Annotated in this window: 13 protein-coding genes; 5 read left to right on the forward strand and 8 right to left on the reverse strand. The window is 62.3% G+C overall.

Annotated elements, in window-relative coordinates; all coding sequences use genetic code 11:
- Positions 1-33: 33 nt before the first annotated feature.
- Entirely contained in the window at positions 34-1,299 is a 1,266-nt protein-coding gene (locus LVD10_RS00605) for a porin (RefSeq protein WP_232942225.1), read from the reverse strand.
- Between the two features lie 171 nt (positions 1,300-1,470).
- Here LVD10_RS00605 and LVD10_RS00610 point away from each other — a divergent pair, with 171 nt between their 5' ends.
- Positions 1,471-2,097 carry a class I SAM-dependent methyltransferase gene (locus LVD10_RS00610; RefSeq protein ID WP_232942227.1) on the forward strand — a complete coding sequence of 209 codons (627 nt, stop codon included), beginning with the start codon at positions 1,471-1,473 and terminating at the stop codon, positions 2,095-2,097.
- A 40-nt stretch (positions 2,098-2,137) separates the two neighbouring features.
- Complete coding sequence (gene msrA / locus LVD10_RS00615) at positions 2,138-2,767, forward strand: peptide-methionine (S)-S-oxide reductase MsrA (RefSeq protein ID WP_232942229.1); 630 nt, start codon at positions 2,138-2,140, stop codon at positions 2,765-2,767.
- 103 nt (positions 2,768-2,870) lie between these two features.
- On the opposite strand, the gene LVD10_RS00620 is transcribed toward msrA, so the two are convergent.
- The 6 genes from LVD10_RS00620 to LVD10_RS00645 form a co-directional block, all read right to left on the reverse strand.
- Positions 2,871-3,716, reverse strand: coding sequence for a sulfurtransferase (locus tag LVD10_RS00620; RefSeq protein ID WP_237061366.1), 846 nt, complete (start codon positions 3,714-3,716; stop codon positions 2,871-2,873).
- 212 nt (positions 3,717-3,928) lie between these two features.
- Complete coding sequence (locus LVD10_RS00625; protein ID WP_232942233.1) at positions 3,929-5,179, reverse strand: DcaP family trimeric outer membrane transporter; 1,251 nt, start codon at positions 5,177-5,179, stop codon at positions 3,929-3,931.
- 121 nt (positions 5,180-5,300) lie between these two features.
- The gene (locus LVD10_RS00630; protein WP_232942235.1) at positions 5,301-6,425 is read right to left on the reverse strand and encodes an amidohydrolase family protein; all 1,125 of its coding nucleotides are present in this window, start codon (positions 6,423-6,425) and stop codon (positions 5,301-5,303) included.
- Positions 6,426-6,641: 216 nt separating this feature from the next.
- Complete coding sequence (locus tag LVD10_RS00635; RefSeq protein ID WP_237061368.1) at positions 6,642-8,339, reverse strand: alpha/beta fold hydrolase; 1,698 nt, start codon at positions 8,337-8,339, stop codon at positions 6,642-6,644.
- 47 nt (positions 8,340-8,386) lie between these two features.
- Positions 8,387-9,004, reverse strand: coding sequence for a trimeric intracellular cation channel family protein (locus LVD10_RS00640; protein ID WP_232942239.1), 618 nt, complete (start codon positions 9,002-9,004; stop codon positions 8,387-8,389).
- A 70-nt stretch (positions 9,005-9,074) separates the two neighbouring features.
- Complete coding sequence (locus LVD10_RS00645; RefSeq protein ID WP_232942241.1) at positions 9,075-10,259, reverse strand: acyl-CoA dehydrogenase; 1,185 nt, start codon at positions 10,257-10,259, stop codon at positions 9,075-9,077.
- A gap of 368 nt (positions 10,260-10,627) precedes the next feature.
- On the opposite strand from LVD10_RS00645, the gene LVD10_RS00650 reads away from it, so the two are divergent.
- Genes LVD10_RS00650 through LVD10_RS00660 form a run of 3 tightly spaced genes read left to right on the forward strand, consistent with a single transcriptional unit; the run spans position 10,628 to position 16,529 of the window.
- On the forward strand, positions 10,628-12,073 hold the full coding sequence (locus LVD10_RS00650) for an efflux transporter outer membrane subunit (RefSeq protein ID WP_237061369.1): 1,446 nt from the start codon (positions 10,628-10,630) through the stop codon (positions 12,071-12,073).
- A complete protein-coding gene (locus tag LVD10_RS00655) occupies positions 12,073-13,365 on the forward strand; it encodes an efflux RND transporter periplasmic adaptor subunit (protein WP_237061370.1) in 1,293 nt (430 codons plus the stop codon). The genes LVD10_RS00650 and LVD10_RS00655 overlap by 1 nt, the downstream gene beginning before the upstream one ends.
- Positions 13,362-16,529 (forward strand): efflux RND transporter permease subunit, encoded by a 3,168-nt coding sequence (locus LVD10_RS00660; RefSeq protein ID WP_237061371.1) that lies wholly within the window; start codon positions 13,362-13,364, stop codon positions 16,527-16,529. The genes LVD10_RS00655 and LVD10_RS00660 overlap by 4 nt, the downstream gene beginning before the upstream one ends.
- Here LVD10_RS00660 and LVD10_RS00665 read toward each other — a convergent pair.
- Positions 16,504-17,673, reverse strand: coding sequence for a cation:proton antiporter domain-containing protein (locus tag LVD10_RS00665; RefSeq protein ID WP_232942249.1), 1,170 nt, complete (start codon positions 17,671-17,673; stop codon positions 16,504-16,506). The genes LVD10_RS00660 and LVD10_RS00665 overlap by 26 nt on opposite strands.
- Positions 17,674-17,712: the final 39 nt, after the last annotated feature.

The following is a 17,712-nucleotide window of genomic DNA, read 5'->3' on the forward strand; positions in this document are numbered from 1 at the left end:
TTCCTTGTTAAATAACCCGGGGCCGTGAGGTTATCAGATGTCGACGCGCATGCCGACCGCAATCACATCACCGGCGAACGCCGCACCCAGCGAGTTACTGTCATCGATGGTGTTTTCCGTATACAGCTTGACACGGTCGCTCCAGCGATACTGGAAGCCGATGAAATACTTTTTAAGCTCGAACAGGTCCTCGTCGATCAGCGCCTCCTCGAAACCGGGATCATCGGAGCGCAGGATATTGTGGCCGAAATAGAACGAGTAGCAGTCCTTGAGGCCCCAGGTGTAGGTAAAGATGGACTCACTGCCTTCGGCATCGAAGAAGTTGGTAATGCCCTCGGTGGAGCCCTCCGGGGCCAGCTCATTGTTCTGCGAGCGCTGGGCCACAACCCCGGCGTAGAGGCCTTCCTGGTAGGGTCCTTTGCCGTATTGAAATCCGGCAATCAGGGCCCAGGAGTTACTGCTGGCACCGATACTGAAGTCGGTCCTTATCAGGATCGGATTGAGGGGATCGGTAATATCGAACACGCGCCCGCGCGTGGTTTCCAGGTCAATCTTCACGCGGTTATAGGCCGCGCCGAGTGTGAGGCCGTCGCCGACATCGGCCGTATACTGGAGTGAAATCGAGTGTCCCAGCCCGAATTCACAGTCTCCCTCCGGGCACTCCAGCAGCAGGTCTTCGCCGACCACGTTCTCTACTCTGACATCAATCGGGGCGGTGTGGGCCTGGTATTGCAGGCCAATCTTCATTTCGCCGCCCAGGCCGGCCCAGCTCTTGTGCCAGGTGATGGCGCTGTCGGCGCGACCGGTGCCGAGGATGCCGCCATCGCTGCCCAGCGAGAAGGCGCCGCTGGCAAGGCCACCGGAAATCTCATACCAGTCGGTATAGCCAGCGACATCGTAATAGACGGCCCATTGCTTGCCGGCGACGAAGTCACCCCAGTGTTCGTGCTTGGCGAATACATGGCCCTGGCGGATAAACAGCGACCGACCGCGATCGCCCAGGCCCGCCTGTTGGTCACCGGCGATGATCAGCGGTTGCCCCGCCGAGATCGCATTGACCCCCCACTCTGCATTGAAACCGACATTCCAGTCCTTGTAGGCAGAGGTATTGAGGCCCAGGCGAATGCGGTTGAAGCCATCATCCAGAAAGGTGTTGCCATCGGTATTGATCTGGTTTGCGCTGAAATACCCGGATATAAACAGCGTGACCTCATCCGATTCGTAAACCGGGACTGCGTTCGCCAGGCTTGCGCCGAGCAGGGTGACACCGGCAATACCGGTTGCTATATGCTTGTACATCCTAAGTCCACGATATCCATGTGGTGATTCACAGTGCATTGCACTGCGATTGGTCATTGAAAAATAGCCCAGTAAGCTGAAACCACAGTCCTAAATAGTTAAACTGGCGCCCAACTGACGGCTACTGCCTTGTTTTGGTTGAGCGAACTGAACCCGGGAGCTGAAAAAAACGTGACTGGCACGCAAAACGATACCCGTCGCCTGTTCGGGCTGACCGTACGCAAGAACGCCCATCCGGATATGCGCCGCCTGCGGCGTGAAGCCGGTGACCCCACCCTGCACGGCAACAAGTTCTGGAAGAGTTCCTGCCTCACCATGGACTACCTCAAGCGCCATCCCCTCAGGAAGGGCGCACGTGTGCTGGACCTGGGATGTGGCTGGGGGCTGGGTGGAATCTTCTGTGCAAAGCAGTTTTCTGCTGATGTGACTGGTCTGGATGCGGATCCCAGCGTATTCCCTTTTGTCGACTATCATGCAGAGTTGAATGGGGTCGATGTCAAAACCTGGCGCTGCCGCTACGAGAAAGTCACTGAAAAGGACCTTGCCGCCTTTGACGCGATCATCGGGACGGACATCTGTTTCTGGGACAAGCTGGAGGCGCCACTCTTCAATCTGACGCGCCGGGCATTGCGGGCCGGCGTAGAGAGGGTGGTCCTGGTGGATCCCGGCCGCTCACCGTTCCGGCGACTGGCGGAGCGCGCACAGGACAAGCTGGGGGCGGATTACCGGGAATGGCAGGTCAGCAGGCCGATGAAGGCCAGCGGCTGCATCATGGTTGCCGGTGAAGCCGGGAGTTAAGATTTACCAGGGCCAGCCGGCCCGGAGAGGTGGAGAGACGATGCAATACGACAAGTTCAAGATGCCCTGCGCGGACCAGATACTGCCGGGCCGCAAAGAGCCCATGGACATCACCGGGATTCATTTCGTCAACGACAAACCCATGAAGGGACCATTTCCCGAGGGAATGCAACAGGCCATTTTTGGCATGGGGTGTTTCTGGGGGGCCGAGCGCCTGTTCTGGGAAATCGACGGAGTGTACGTCACAGCTGCCGGATATGCGGACGGCTGTACCGAGAACCCGAATTACAAGGAAGTCTGCAGCGGCCGCACCGGCCATGCCGAGGTGGTACTGGTAGTGTTTGACCCGGACAAGGTGAGCTACGCGCACCTGCTGAAGCGCTTCTGGGAAGAGCATGACCCCACCCAGGGTATGCGCCAGGGCAATGACCTGGGTACCCAGTACCGCTCCTGTATTTTCTGTTTCGACGAAACCCAGCTGGAACAGGCGAAGAAGTCGAAAGAGAAGTTCCAGGCGGCCCTGCAAGACAAGGGGTATGACGAAATCACCACGGAAATCGCCATGGCGCCGGAATTCTATTACGCCGAGGAGGAGCACCAGCAATACCTGGCGAAGAACCCCGAGGGTTACTGCGGCCTGGCGGGTACCGGCGCCTGCCTGATTCGCTAAGGTTTTTCCATAGCCTGATGAGTGGCCGACGCGGCCGGCCCCGATGCGACCAGCAGGGTGCCGGCCGCTTCTGTTTTGGGGCTGGGCGGGCCGCTACCCGGCGTCAGCCGGCCTCATGGGAAGTGGGATGCAGTATGTGGGCGCACCAGTCGCTCCAGCTGCCCGGGTACAGGCGTGCATCGTCCCGACCGATGAGATGCAGGGACAGCAGGTTGACGCAGGCGGTGACGCCGGAGCCGCAGTAGCAGATCAATGGCTCATCGGAACGGACGTCCTGCCAATGCTCCCTGAGCGCCTGTGGCGATTTCAGTCTGCCGTCCTCCCCGGTGTTTTCCTGCCAGGGTTTGTTGATGGCGGAGGGGATATGGCCCGCCACCGGGTCCATGGGCTCGTCAGTGCCGTCGAAGCGCGCCGGGTCCCGGGCATCCACCAGTTGCCAGGCGGGGTTGGCCAGGCCCGAGTAGATCTCCCAGTGGTCGGCGACCGCGGCGGGATCCGGGCTGGGGGCAAAGGTGCCATGGGGCACCGGTTGCGCCTCGCCGCTTTCCACCGGCAGGCCGGCTTCGCGCCAGGCCGAGAAATCGCCATTCAGCACAGATACCCGCCCCAGCCCGAAAAAGCGCAACAGCCACCAGGCGCGCGCGGCAAAAGCCAGGCGCTGGTCGTCGTAGACCACCACACGGGAATCGGCACTGATCCCGAGCCGGCGGGCAACCTCGGCAAATTGCTCTACCGAGGGCAGGGGGTGACGGCCACCATAGCGCTCGTGCGGCCCGGAGAGGTCCCCGTGCAGGCTCGCATACTGGGCCCGCGGGATATGGGACTGCGCAAACCAGCCCTGGCCGGCATCCGGTTGGGCGAGGTCGTAACGGCAGTCAAGGATAACGAGTTCGGGATCCTTGAGGAGATCCGACAGTTCGGCAACTTCGATAACGGCCTGGGTATTCATCTTCCGTAACGTCTTTGTATTGTTATGAGGTAGAAATTACGGACAAACGGTGGCCGTGTCCAGCCTCTAGCGGATGACAGTTGGCGGGGTAAAGACGGCGCTGAGCCAAGCGGCTCCAGTTGCCGCGGAATGGAGCCAGCTGGGTGATGCGGGGGGCATCCCGCGAGGCAGCCGGGCTGCGCCGGGTCCTGGCTGGTGCTCGCGGGGGCAAGTCAGTCTCCAACGAGGTCCATATTGAATTTGTACTTGAAGGAAAACTGCAGGCGCCAGTCCTCCGAGCGAAAATCGTCCCGGGCCTCGCGGTCGGCCCAGATCAGTTCCGGGCCCAGGATTACACTCTTCACCGGGTGGTACAGCAGGTTGATGGACGCATACTCACCCTGTTCATAGGCCCGTTCCAGCTGGCCATCGGTATTGTTGATGTCGAGACCCGACCAGCCGACGCTAGTCGTCCAGTTGTCGTTCCAGTCAATGTCCAGGTATGCCATGAGTCCCAGCATCGGCAGTGGCTCACCGGTGAGAGGGGTTACCGGGTTGTTGAAGTTTTCCACCACGCCGATGTCCGCGGGCGCATCATTCATATAGCTCTGTATGCCTTCCCCGTATGTTGCACTCAGGTTTAGCTCGGTATAATCCATCTTGATACTGCCGGAGAAGTTGATGCCCCAGCCGGTCACATCGCCGTCCAGGTCAAACTCACTATTCGGTGAATTCTGCCATTCGATCCGGCGGGCGAGGGCGGCCATCTGGAAGTGGCCCCAGTGGGTCGATTGTCGGTACTGGGCGGTAACGTCCGGAAGGCGGAAATGCCCCACAACGCCCTCTAGCTGGATAAATTCGTCGTAGTCGCTCTCGTCCCGGGTTGCCCCGGGGCGTTCCAGCGCCACTGCAAAATGCGAATCACCGTCCCTCCAGGGAGTCCAGCGAAGCTGGACATTGCGGAAGAAAGGAATGCCGTTGGGGCCCCACTTCTCTACCACATTGGGGAATATCGAGGAGTCCATGAACAGGGTCCAGGTCTGGCCTGCGCCCACCTGGCAGAATTCCGCCCAGCCATGGCGAAAACGGAAGGTGGTCTCCCCGACATTGCTGCCGGAACCAAAAAGTTCGTATTCAAACCAGGTCTTTACCTCGCCACAACGGGTTTGCCAGTTTCCCTTGAAGCCCATGCGTGTCTGCCGCACGCTGGCATAGAAATTTCCATCCGGTGGGAATTCATCCTCGAACGCTGGCAATTTGGTAGGCCGCATGACATCAAACCAGTCGTCTGCTGTCTGGTTCTTTTCGTATCCCATATCCAGCTGGATAGTGGTGTAGAGGTTGAGGTGTGGCTTGCCGAACAGCTCACCGCCGTCCTGTGCGGCAGAGACCGGTGCTGTTAACCATGCAAGTGCCAGGAATATTGCCGGCCGCAGTCGCAGTCCTTGCCGGGGGAAGGCAGCGTCAGGTTGTAAAGCTCTCATGAATCTTCCGTGATCATTGCCGGGTGTGGACCGGGGCCATTCCCGGCCCCTGTCGGGTGGAAGCTGCCCCGGAAGCGGGACAGTCAGCAGTTGCAGGTGCGTACGCAGGTAACAGGGCGTTTCACTGCTTTACGTTTTTCTCTTCCCAGGCGCGCACCTTGCGCCGGCCTTCATTGAAAATACGCTCGTAGTTGCCCTTGGTAATCTTCTCTTTCGCTTCCGGTGTAAGCTTGTCCCAGACCGGATTGTACTTTTCATAGACCGCTTTCTGCGCTTCGATGGAGTCGGGGGCAACCACATCGGAACCGAACAGGAACCGGTCGGGATACTTGTTGAGAAGGTCTGCTGTTTTCTGTACAGCCTCTGGAGTCTCCGTGGCGTACTTGGCCACTTCATCCCAGGAAATATCGATATTCACGTGCTTCATCTTGGGATTGGTAACAATCTTTTCCGCGATCGCAAGCTGGTCCTTGATTGGCCTCACCACACGCCCCAGTCCCATATGGGCCCAGATAATGGTTGTCTCCGGGTGGCGCTCAAAAAGGGCCTTTAACTGCTTCAGGGCAAAGGGTTCCTTGCCCGGCTTGGGAAATGGCGTATTGATATCGTTGTGGAGGATGACCACCAGGCCGGTCTCCCCGGCAAAGTCGAAAATTTTGTCGAGCGCGGGGTCCGTGAGGCTGGCGGTATCGCCCGCGACCTTGGACGATACAAACTCCTTGTGGATGGTGAATTCCCCGATCCCGGAAAATACGCCCGGGTAGGTTTCCAGCACGCGGCGGATGTGGTCGGCAGCGTACATGTCAGCCGGGTTGAAGCCGGTGATCATGGGGTCGAGCCGGGCCTTCTGCTCGTCCGAGAGGCTGTTATAGGCCTCGGCAATGTGGGCGTCGGTGAAGGAGTAGTAATACAGGGGTGAGTCCGACTCGAGGTAATAGGTTGGTGCTGTCTCGCCGGTATTCTCGTAAGACCAGGTTTGCTGCAGCGGAATCCCGAACAGCGTAGAGCGCCCGACAGTGTCACCCATTATGTCCAGGTAATCGTCAATATCGGTGCCTTCCTGAACGTAGTTGGTCAGGTGGAAATGGGAATCGTGGAAGAGGGCATCTTCGGGAACACTATTGTCCTGCCCTGTGGCTCCACTGGCGAGCAGTGTCGCGAGACAGAGGGCTACACAGGGAGCCGGTCCCTGCCTGTGGATTGTCCGGAGGAAGGTGCCAAGGTTGCCACTTGAAACGCGCGCCATATGAAATTCTCCAATGCTCGTCGAGGCGACTGGTAACGGTAACCGGGCAGAGAGTCCTGACAGGAAACCCCGTTTAGTCTAGAAGGCTGGGGCGCATGGGCGTGGCAGGGGCCGACAACTTCGATATCGTTTCCCCGTGGGGGCGAAGGGAAAGAACGGGGAAAGGTAGGGGCGGAAAGATAGCGGCGACACCTCTGGTGCGCCGCCCCGGGACAATTACTGCGCAGCAGGTGTTTCCTGCGACACCGCGTCGCTACGGCTGCCGGGATCCGCCGGAGAGGTCCCGTCGGTAGCCTGGCCGGTTGCCTGTTCCGGCGGCTCTGCGAGCGGATTCTCCCCGTTGTCGCCCGGGTGCTCCTCGGGTTGCACGGGAGCCTTTTCCGCTGCGAGTTCCTCCTGGCGGCACTGGGCAACCCCCTCTGTGGCGTCGTTGCCTGGGTTGTCGAGGAAGCGGGCGGCGGCGCTCTCGGCGCAGTTACTGGCGGAGATCACATCATGGGCGAGTTTCGGGAACAGCAGCCACTGGTGATTGGGCAGTTCCTGCCGGGCCTCGTCCGCATCCGCGGCATCCAGCACCGGGTCCAGGGCGCCGTGCAGTACCAGGGCCGGTAACGGTGTGCGGATCGGCCTGGACTCGTCCAGTGGTGCCGAGGGAATGGCCCAGATCCGGCACTGTACCTGCAGGAGGTCGACATCGGCGCGCACAGCGCCACCGAGGATGCCCGATTCTGCCGCTTCTGTCCGTGCCCGGTCGAAATTAACGAACGGCGCCTCCTCGTGGCAGAAATGGCTCACCCCGGCGGCATCCCCGAAATAGGGGTCCAGCAGGATGTTCATGAATTTGCCGATCGCCTCTTTTACCGGGGCATTGTTGCCGTTTTCCAGCCCCTCGATCACTCGCGGCAGTTCCGGGTAGAAGCTCTCGTCGTACAGGGCCTGGAACAGGACCCGCAGCAGCCGCTGGCCGGTCAGTACGAACGGGTATTCCTCCTCGGAGTAGAGATGCCGGATATCAATCTTGCGTGGATTCTCGTCCAGGGTCTGCACCAGGCTTTCCAGGCGGCGTTGCAGGTCCGGATAGCGGCTGTTGCACTGCTTGTCCTCGCGGCAGAAATCCAGGCCCCGCTGGTACGCTTCCAGGGTGTCTGCAGGCAACTGCTGGGTGTACTTGATTTCCGGGAATACGGCGCTGTTCAGCACCAGCGCACGCACCGACTGGGGGAAGTCCCGGGCCACGGTAAGGGCGTAGCGGGAGGCGTAGGAGACCCCGTACAGGTTGAGCTTGTCGAGATCCAGCTGTTGGCGCAGGGCATCCACATCGCGGGCCACATTGGCGCTGTGGTACTGGGCCAGGTCAGCCTGCTCGCTGAGCCGGCTGTAGCAGCGCTCCATGCTGAAGGTGAAGACCCGGGCCTCCTCATCCCGCGACAGGTGGCGCTGGAAAGCGGTCTCCGCATCCCGGATAAACTCGTCACAGGTCAGCCGGGGCCGGGCCATGCCCGTGCCGCGGGGGTCCATCACGATCAGGTCGCGGCCATCGTCGACCGTCATCTCGGCATAGTTGATCCACAACCACTCGGAGGCGTTTTCAGGTTCCAGCCCCAGTGCCGCACCGGGGCCCCCCGCGCCGAGGTGGAGTAGTGGAACCTTGTCGGGATCCGGCTCGAAAGCGACAAACCGCACCACCGGGAACTGGATCCGTCGACCGGCCGGCTCAGCGTAGTCCTCCGGTACTTCCATCATGAAGCACTGTGCCAGGGGCCAGTCGCCATCGGTCTCGAACCAGCAGGGCTTGGGGACCAGTCGAGTGGGCTCTTCGCCCACGGCGGCCGTGCGTGGGTCGCGTTCGCAGGCCCAGAGCGTAGCGCACATCAGCAGCGCCAGGGCTGCCCTGGCAATACGGAGTTCAGTCAAGCGTAGTCACCTGTAATCTACGGACCGGGGATTTCGGCCGGTTGCTTTCAATGGTTGCCGAACCGCGCAATAGGCGCGCTCAGGTTCCAGCGCAGGGCGGCCAGGCGGATACCCAGGGTAACCAGTACGGCGATGGCCACCACCGCCTCACCGGGAAGTTTACCGCTGGCGTCGAGTAACACCAGTGTTGCGGCACCGGAGAGCGCAGCGGTGGCATAGATTTCACGGCGCAACAGCAGGGGGATGTCACCTGCCAGGATGTCCCGGATCAGTCCGCCAAAGGTGCCGGTCATGACGCCCATGACAATGGCGATGGCGGGGCTATGGCCAAGGTCCAGGCCCTTCTGGGTGCCGATCACCACAAACACTGCCAGGCCCATGGCGTCGGCAATTTTCAGCAGCCGCATCGGCACCTGCAGGTAGCGGATCAGGTAAAAGCTGACCACTCCCGTACCCGCCGCCAGCCACAGGTAGTGGCTCTCCTGCAGCCAGAAGACCGGGATATTGAGGATCATGTCGCGGGTGGTGCCACCGCCGGTAGCGGTGACACAGGCGAGCACCACTGCGCCGAACAGGTCCATCTGCTTGTGGCCGGCGGCGAGGACACCGGTAAAGGCAAAGACCACAATGCCGATAAGATCGAACCAGTACAGCAGTTGTTCCATTGGGAGGTGCCCGTGTTGAGAGTGCGCCTGCAGGCCGCCCGGGGGCGGCTACAGGCGCATCATACAGGCATCAGAAGAAGGCTTGCAGCCCGGTCTGTGCCCGGCCCAGGATCAGGGCATGCACATCGTGGGTACCCTCGTAGGTGTTGACCGCCTCGAGGTTCATGACGTGGCGGATCACATGAAACTCGTCCGAGATACCGTTACCACCGTGCATGTCACGGGAGACGCGGGCAATATCCAGCGCCTTGCCGCAGTTGTTGCGTTTGACCAGCGAGATCATGGTGGGGTCGAAATCCTTGCCTTCATCCATAAGGCGACCCACCCGCAGGGAAGCCTGCAGGCCCAGGGTGATTTCGGTCTGCATGTCGGCCAGCTTCTTCTGGAACAGCTGGGTCTGGGCCAGCGGGCGGTTGAACTGCTTGCGGTCCAGGCCGTACTGGCGCGCCGCGTGCCAGCAGAATTCCGCCGCACCGATGGCGCCCCAGGAAATGCCGTAGCGGGCCCGGTTGAGGCAGCCGAACGGGCCGCGCAGCCCGCCGATATCGGGGAATTTGTTCTCTTCCGGCACGAACACATTGTCCATCACGATTTCACCGGTGATGGAGGCGCGCAGGGAGAACTTGCCCTCGATCTTGGGGGCGCTCAGCCCTTCCATGCCCTTGTCCAGTACAAAGCCACGGATTACATCGTCGTCATCCTTGGCCCAGACCACGAATACATCGGCGATGGGGCTGTTGGTAATCCACATCTTGGAACCGCTCAGGCGGTAGCCGCCGTCGACCTTGCGGGCGCGGGTCTTCATGCCACCCGGGTCGGAGCCGGCGTCGGGCTCGGTGAGGCCGAAACAGCCGACCCACTCACCGGTGGCCAGCTTCGGCAGGTACTTCTCTTTCTGCGCCTCGCTGCCGTAGGCGGAGATGGGGTACATCACCAGGCTCGACTGCACGCTCATGGCGGAGCGGTAGCCGGAATCCACGCGCTCCACCTCACGCGCCACCAGGCCGTAGGAAACGTAGTTGAGTCCCGCGCAACCATAGCCCTCGATGGTGGAGCCCAGCAGGCCCAGCTCGCCCATCTCGTTCATGATCTGGCGGTCAAACTCCTCGTGGCGGTTGGCCTCGAGCACCCGCGGCATCAGCCGCGTCTGGCAGTATTCGCGCGCCGTGTCGCGCACCATGCGCTCCTCGTCGGTGAGCTGGCGGTCCAGGAGCAGGATATCGTCCCAATGGGCGAGTGGTTGCTGTTTGCTCATTATTTGTCTCGTCTACCTTCGCTGTCGGTTGCTTCCGGGGCCGGCCCCGGGCATTGCTGCTTGCATGGTAATCAGTTGCACCATAATTGCCACGGGTAGGTCCGCGACCGGCGCCTGACTGGGCGGCCGCTAGTATGGCTATGGTCATCCTTGCTGGAATTTGTGATCACTTTCCAGTGGTGGCCATGATACCGGAGTCCGCGGCAGAGGGCACTCCCCAGTTCCGGATGGAAAGGCCATTACCACCCGAAGAACGTAGAGAGGAGCGAGAGCGGAAGGGTAAACAAGCGTAAATACGCTTGTCCGGGCGCCTGGCTGCGCAATAATTTCCCGGCTTTCGATTGAATAACACAACTGGCGGACGTTTTTTGTCTATTTCGCGAATACTGGCACTGCTGTTACCCCTGTTGACGGCCTGTGCCACCCAGCCATTGCCACCGGGACTGCCGCAGCAGGCCCTGGGGTTGCCGGACGCCTTTTCCCTGTCGGGTGAGGCGGAGCCGGGATTGCGCTGGTGGGACAATTTCCGGGATCCGCAGATGGACCTGCTGGTCACCCGAGCGCTCGCCGACAGCCCGGACCTGCGGGGGGCGCTGTGGCGCCTGCAACAGGCCGAGGCCACAGCGCGCGGGGCGCGGTCGGGCCTGTGGCCACGGCTGACCGGTGGCCTCGACCACACCGAGCAGCGCCGCTCCAGTAACAGTGATTTCGACTTTTCCGGTGGTGAGAACGAGGGCGGCAGCTGGAGTGGCCGCCTGGCGGCCAGTTACGAGGTGGACCTGTGGGGGCGGGTGCGCTCCGGTGCACTCGCCGCGGAGGCAGCGAAGCTGGCGCAGGAAGAGAGCCTGCAGGCGGCCGCACTCAGCCTGGCAGCGGAGGTGGCAGCCACCTGGCTGCAACTGCGCGAGCAGTGGGGCCAGCGGGAGCTGCTGGCCAGGCAGCTGGATACCAACCGCAAAACATTGCGGGTGCTGGAACTGCGGTTTGGTGGCGGTACCAGCGCTGCCGCAGATGTCCTGCAGCAGCGCCAGCTGGTGGAGCAGTCACAGCAGGAGCTGGATGCGGCCGGGTTCAATATCGAGATATTGAAAGTACAGCTCGCCACCCTGGTGGGCGTGAATACCGGTGAGCTCGAAACCATGGTGCAACCGGCGGCCGGTCTCCCGGCGCTGCCGGCACTGCCCGACACGGGGGTCCCCTCCCGGTTACTGCTGCGCCGTCCCGATGTGCGCGAGGCGCAGCGGAACCTGCTGCAGGGCCACTACCTGGCCAAACAGACCTGGGCCGAGCGGTTGCCGGTGATCAGCCTGTCGGCGATCTATAGCGGGGGCGGTCCGGCCATCAGTGATATCGCCAGGGACTGGTTGCTGACCCTGACCGCCGCCGCCGAGGGAGTGATTTTCGACGGCGGGCAGCTGTCGTCAGAGCAACAGCGGCAGCAAGCCGCGGAGCAGGAGCAGTGGCAGCTCTACCGGGCCACGGTACTCGAGGCCCTGTCTGAGGTGGAGCAGGCGCTGGTGCAGGAACAGGCGGTGCGCGTGCGCCTGGAACACCTGCGAGAGCGGGCGGCGCTGTCTGACCTGATTGTGGAGCGCCAGCGGCGCGCCTATAGCCGCGGCACCGTGGATTTTCTCAATGTCCTGGCTGCCACCAATGACCAGCAGAGCCTGGAGCGGCAACTACTCACCGCCAGGCGAGAGCTGATCGAGAACCGTGTAACCCTCTACCGGGCGCTGTCCGGTGGGATACCCGGAGAGGACCTGCCCCCGGCGCTGCCGGTGGAGCTGGAGTTGTACCGGGCGGGGGAATCCTGATGGCGAGACGCCTCAACTGGAATTTCGTATTGCCCATTGGGTTGCTGGTTGGTGCCGTGTTGCTTGCCAGTTGGTTCCTGCGGGAGAGACCCACCATGAGCCGCGCCGACCGGGCACCGCCTGCTCCGACCGTGGATGTCGCCGTGGCTGAGCGCGGGCGCTTCCCGGTGACCGTGGAGGCGCTGGGCCGGGTGCAGGCCCGGGAAATGGTGGAATTGCAGCCACAGGTGGAAGGTCGGGTGGACTGGCTCGATTACGACCTGGGGCAGGGATCGACACTGGAGGAAGACCAGCTGCTGGCCCGTATCGAAACCGAGCCCTATCAACTGGCCCTGCAGACCGCGCGCAGCACCCTGGCCGAGCGACGTGCCGAGTTACAGCAGGAGCAGGGCCAGCGACAGGTGGCGCAGGAGGAGTACGAGTTGCTGGGCAGCTCACTACCGGAGGCGGACCGCGCCCTGGTACTGCGTGAGCCCCAGCTGGCGGCGGCTCGTGCCCGGGTAGATGCGGCCGAGGCCCAGCTGCGGCTGGCGCAACGGGACCTGCGCCTGACTGAGATCCGCGCGCCTTTCAAGGCATTGCTGGTCAGCCGCACTGTCGATGTGGGGGACAGGGTGGGGCCCGGTACTGTGCTCTACGAACTGGCCGGGGCTGATCGCTTCCATATCGAGGTGGAGGTGCCGGCAAACCAGCTCGCGCGCCTGCGTAGCAAGGGCGTGGAGGTGAATGTGCAGGGGAGCCAGTGGCCGGCCAACCGTTTTCGGGCGGGCCGTTTCGTGCGGCTGATCCCGGTGCTGGAAGAGCAGGGCCGGCTCGCGCGGGTACTGGTGGAGCTGGAGGACCCGCTGGCGATCGCCAATCCCGGCGAGCCGCAGCTGTTGCTGAATGACCTGGCACGGGTCCGTATTGTCAGCCCGGCGTCACGGGACCGCGTGCGGGTGCCGTTGTCGGCGGTGCAGGACGGCGATGTGGTCTGGGTCGTGGCAGACGGCAGGATCCGTATACAACCGGTCGAGGTGGCCTACCTTAGTGGCGATTTTGCGCTGCTGGATGAGGGCCTTACCGGTGGTGAGATCCTGGTTACCACGCGCCTGAATACGGTGATCGATGGAATGAAGGTCAGCGTCGCTGCCCCGGCCACGATGCGTGGCAGCGAGCGGCCCGCCGGGGACCCGAACCGCGCCGGCAGGCGCCCCACTAGTCGCCCGCCCGGGTCCGGGCAGGCTGGTCCCGCGGAAACGCCGGCCGATGATCCGGCCGCACCAGTGAAGGACCGGGGAGTGCACAAATGAGTGACCCGTCTGCGGAAAAAACCGCACGCCGCCCGGTGGTGGAGACCCGCGGTGGCGCCATTGCCTGGATGGCCCACAACCATGTCACTGCCAACCTGTTGATGCTGGTGCTGATCGTTGGTGGGCTGGCATTTTCGATGATCGTGAAGAAAGAAGTATTCCCGGATTTCAGCCTGGACATGGTGACGGTGCAGATCTCCTATCCCGGCGCCAGTCCCGAGGAAGTGGAGCGCGGCGTGCTGGTGGCGGCCGAACAGGCGGTGCAGGGCATTCCCGGAATCCGCGAGATGCGTGGCAGTGCGGGCGAGGGCAGTGCTTCGCTGACCCTGGAGCTGGACGAGGACGCTGACGGCAGTAAGGTCTACCAGGATATCCAGCAGGCGATCGACCGTGTAACCACCTTCCCCGGTGATATCGAGCGCCCGCAGGTGAGTCTTGCCGACCGCCAGCGGGATGTACTCGACCTGGTGGTGCACGGCGATATCGACGTGCGCGCGCTGCGCGCCATCACCATGCAGATTTACGAGGAGCTGGAAGCTCACCCGGGTATCACCTCGCTGGAAACCTATGGTGTGCGGGATTTCGAGGTGGCGGTGGAAGTCCGGCGTGAGGACCTGCGTCGCTACGGCTTGTCGTTGCCAGATGTGGCGGCACTGGTGCGCGATGCGGCGGTGGATGTGCCCGCCGGGGGCGTCAAGACCGGGGCCGGCGAGGTGCTGGTGCGGGTTACCGAGCGCCGCGACTGGGCGCGGGAGTTCGGTGATATCGTGGTGGTGCAGGGCACCGGTGGGGGCACGGTGCGGCTCAGGGATATCGCCACGGTGCGCGACGCGCTGGTGGAAGAGCCGCGCAACATGACCTTTAACGGCGAGCCGGCAATGGGCATCGACGTGTTCCGTATCGGTACCCAGACCCCCATGAGTGTCAGCGAGGCCACGCACGAGGTGTTGGCCGAAGTGCGTCGCACCCTGCCGGAGGGTGTACAGATCAGCGTGCGCGATGACGACTCAAAGATTTTTCGCGAGCGCCTGTCGTTGCTGCTGAAAAACGGGTTTATCGGGCTGATGCTGGTATTCCTGGTCCTGGGGGCTTTCCTGGAGTTGCGCCTGGCTTTCTGGGTGACGCTTGGTATTCCCACCAGTTTCCTCGGTGCACTGCTGTTCCTGCCGGCGATGGATCTCTCCATCAATATGGTGAGCATGTTCGCGTTCATCATTGCGCTGGGTATCGTGGTGGATGATGCGATCATCGCCGGGGAAAATATCTACGAGTGGCGGCGGCTGGGTTACAGCAACCTGGAGGCGGCGATTGCCGGTGCGCGGCAGGTGTCGGTGCCTCTCACATTTGCCATCCTCACCAATATCGTTGCCTTTATACCGCTGATGCACCTGCCGGGATTCATGGGCAAGATTTTCGGCATTATCCCGCTGGTGGTGGGTTCGGTATTCGTAATCTCCTGGGTGGAGGCGCTGTTTATCCTGCCGTCGCACCTGGCATATTCCCGGCGCGGTTACCGTAACAACCAGGCGCGACGTTTCGCCGCGCGCCAGAAAATCGTTGCCCGCAGTCTTGATCGCTTCGTGGAAAAGCGCTTCAGGCCATTCCTGGACCTGTGCATCCGCCATCGATATACGACCATTGCGGTGGCACTGGCGACACTGATGGTGGTAACCGGCTATGCCGCCAGCGGGCGTATGGGGTTCACCCTGATGCCCAGGGTTGAGCGGGACTCGGGCCGGGTGCAGATCACTTTTCCGGCGGGCACCGCGGAACAGCAACTCGAGCGTGCCCGCGCCCAGATTATCGACGCCGCAAACCGTGTCCTGGATGAAAGGGGGCGGGAGGATGTGTTCCTGGGAATGCGGGGGTTGATCCAGGGCAATGAGGTGCAGGTGGATGTTTATTTTGTGCCTTCCGACCAGCGCACTTTTACCACCGGGGAATTTGTCCGTGACTGGCGGCGCGCGGTGGGGCCGGTGGCCGGGGCCCTGAGTTCCCGTTTTGCCGCGGACCGCGGCGGTCCCGGTGCCGGTCCGGCGCTGACGGTTGAGCTGCGCCACACGGATACCCGGATCCTGGAAGAGGTGGCGCTGCGGCTGGCGTCGGCGCTGGAGGATTTCCCCAATGTCAGCGATATCGATCCGGGTATTTCGCTGGGCAAGCAGCAGCTGGACCTCACCCTGACGGAAACCGCGAAGAGCCTGGGGCTTACCGCGGAGGAAATCGGCCGGCAGTTGCGCTCATCGATCTACGGCGCCGAGGCCATGCGCCAGCAGCGCGGGCGCGACCAGGTCAAGGTGATGGTGCGGCTGCCGGAAGCACAGCGGGGCACCCTTGAAGACGTGTCCAGTATCATGATCCGTGCCGGCAACAACCTCTGGTTGCCGCTGCCGGACCTGGTCGAGGTGGACAAGGGGCGTGCCTACGCCGGTATCAACCGGCGCGAGGGGCGCCGGGTAATGACGGTGACTGCCAACGTCGAACCCTCGGACCAGGCCACCCTGGTAATCAACGAACTGAACGCCTCCGTGGTGCCACAGTTGCGTGCAGAGTACGCAGGGCTGGGCATTTCCTATGAGGGGCGCCAGGCCGAGGAGCGCGAGGGGCTGTCGTCCCTGGGGCTCACCTTTTCCCTGACCATGGCGGCGCTCTACCTGCTGCTGGCGATTCCGCTGAAGAGTTATATCCAGCCGCTGACGGTGATGGTGGCGATTCCCTTTGGTGTCATCGGCGCGGTGCTCGGGCACCTGGTAATGGGTTACGGGCTCAGTATGGTCAGCCTGCTGGGGATGGTGGCGCTGGCTGGGGTGGTGATCAACGATACCCTGGTCATGATCGAGTACGGCAACCGCTTGCGGGAAGAAGGTGTCGAGATCACCGAGGCGATCAAGCGGGCCGCGGCGCGCCGCTTCCGGCCGATCATTCTCACCACTGTCACCACTTTCTGCGGCCTGATGCCGATGATTTTCGAAACCTCGGTGCAGGCGCGCTTTATGATTCCCATGGCCATCTCGCTGGGCTACGGCATCCTCGCCGCAACCACCATTTCCCTGTTGCTGGTGCCCTGCCTGTACCTGATGTTTGCGCGGGACATTCCGGCCCGGTTCGGGTTGCTGCGCACCGGCCGGCGTTCCCCGCTCAGTCCCGACGCAGGTGGTCCTTGATGGCGATCGGGTTGGGGAAATTCAGCACCACAATATAGGACGACACCAGGAAGGTGATAATGGCGGTGGCCTGGATCAGGTGCGAAGCGGCACTGCCGATCAACTGCTGCCCTGCGGCGAGGAAGGCAATCAGCAGCGAGAATTCACTGATCTGCCCGAGGCGAAACCCCACATCCCAGGACAGCACATTCTGCTCGCTCTGGTTTCCCAGCAGGTAACGGAACACCACCGGCTTTACCGCCAGCACAGCCGCCGCCGTCACCAGTGCGGGCAGGGCTATCTCCGGCACCATGGCCAGGTTGAACTGGGCCCCCAGGCTGAAGAAAAACAGGATCAGGAAGAAGTCCCGCAGCGGTTTCAGGCTCAGGGCAATGTACTGGGAGATGGGACTGGTGGCGAGGGTGATGCCACCAATAAAGGCGCCGATTTCCCGCGACAGGCCCGCTATCTCGGCCACTTCCGCCATACCCATACACCATCCCAGTGCCACCAGGAAGACGTATTCGTGGAACCGGTCGAAGCGCGTCAGCAGGGGCAGCAGGACGTATTTCACCACCGCCCAGGCGGCGACCACCAGCAGGGGCAGGGCGGCAAACGACATGCCCAGGCGGACGAAATCGACCTCGCCGGTACTGCCACTCAGGAGGATCATCAGGCAGGCAATGGCGACGAAATCCTGGAACAGCAACAGGCCCACCATGATCTCGCCCAGGTGCTTGTGGTGCAGTACGGTCGTGGGCAGCAGCTTGATGCCGATGATGGTGCTGGAAAACATCATCGCCATGCCGATCACCCAGGATTCGGCGTTGGTGAAACCGAACAGCTGGCCGATGGCATAGCCCATTCCCAGGAACAGCGCACAGCTGATCAGGCCCACAAACGTGGCCTTGCGCATTACCGAAACCAGTGCCCGGGGCTGCATGTCCAGTCCCAGCAGGAACAGCAGGAAGATGATGCCGATGGTGGACATGTCGGCCAGCAGCTGGACATTGTTGACCACGCCCACGCCGGACGGGCCCAGCAGCACCCCCAGCGCGATATACGCTACCAGCAAAGGCTGCCGGCCATACAGCGCCAGGGTGGCAATCAGCGCGGCGCCGCTGAAGATCAGGAAAAAAGACTGGAAGAGGGAGGTTTCCGCCACTGTCGCTCCTTGTGTCGCTGTCCCGTCCGGGGCTGGTCC

Origin of the sequence: Microbulbifer zhoushanensis (assembly GCF_021729055.1) — a bacterium.
Classification (GTDB): domain Bacteria; phylum Pseudomonadota; class Gammaproteobacteria; order Pseudomonadales; family Cellvibrionaceae; genus Microbulbifer; species Microbulbifer zhoushanensis.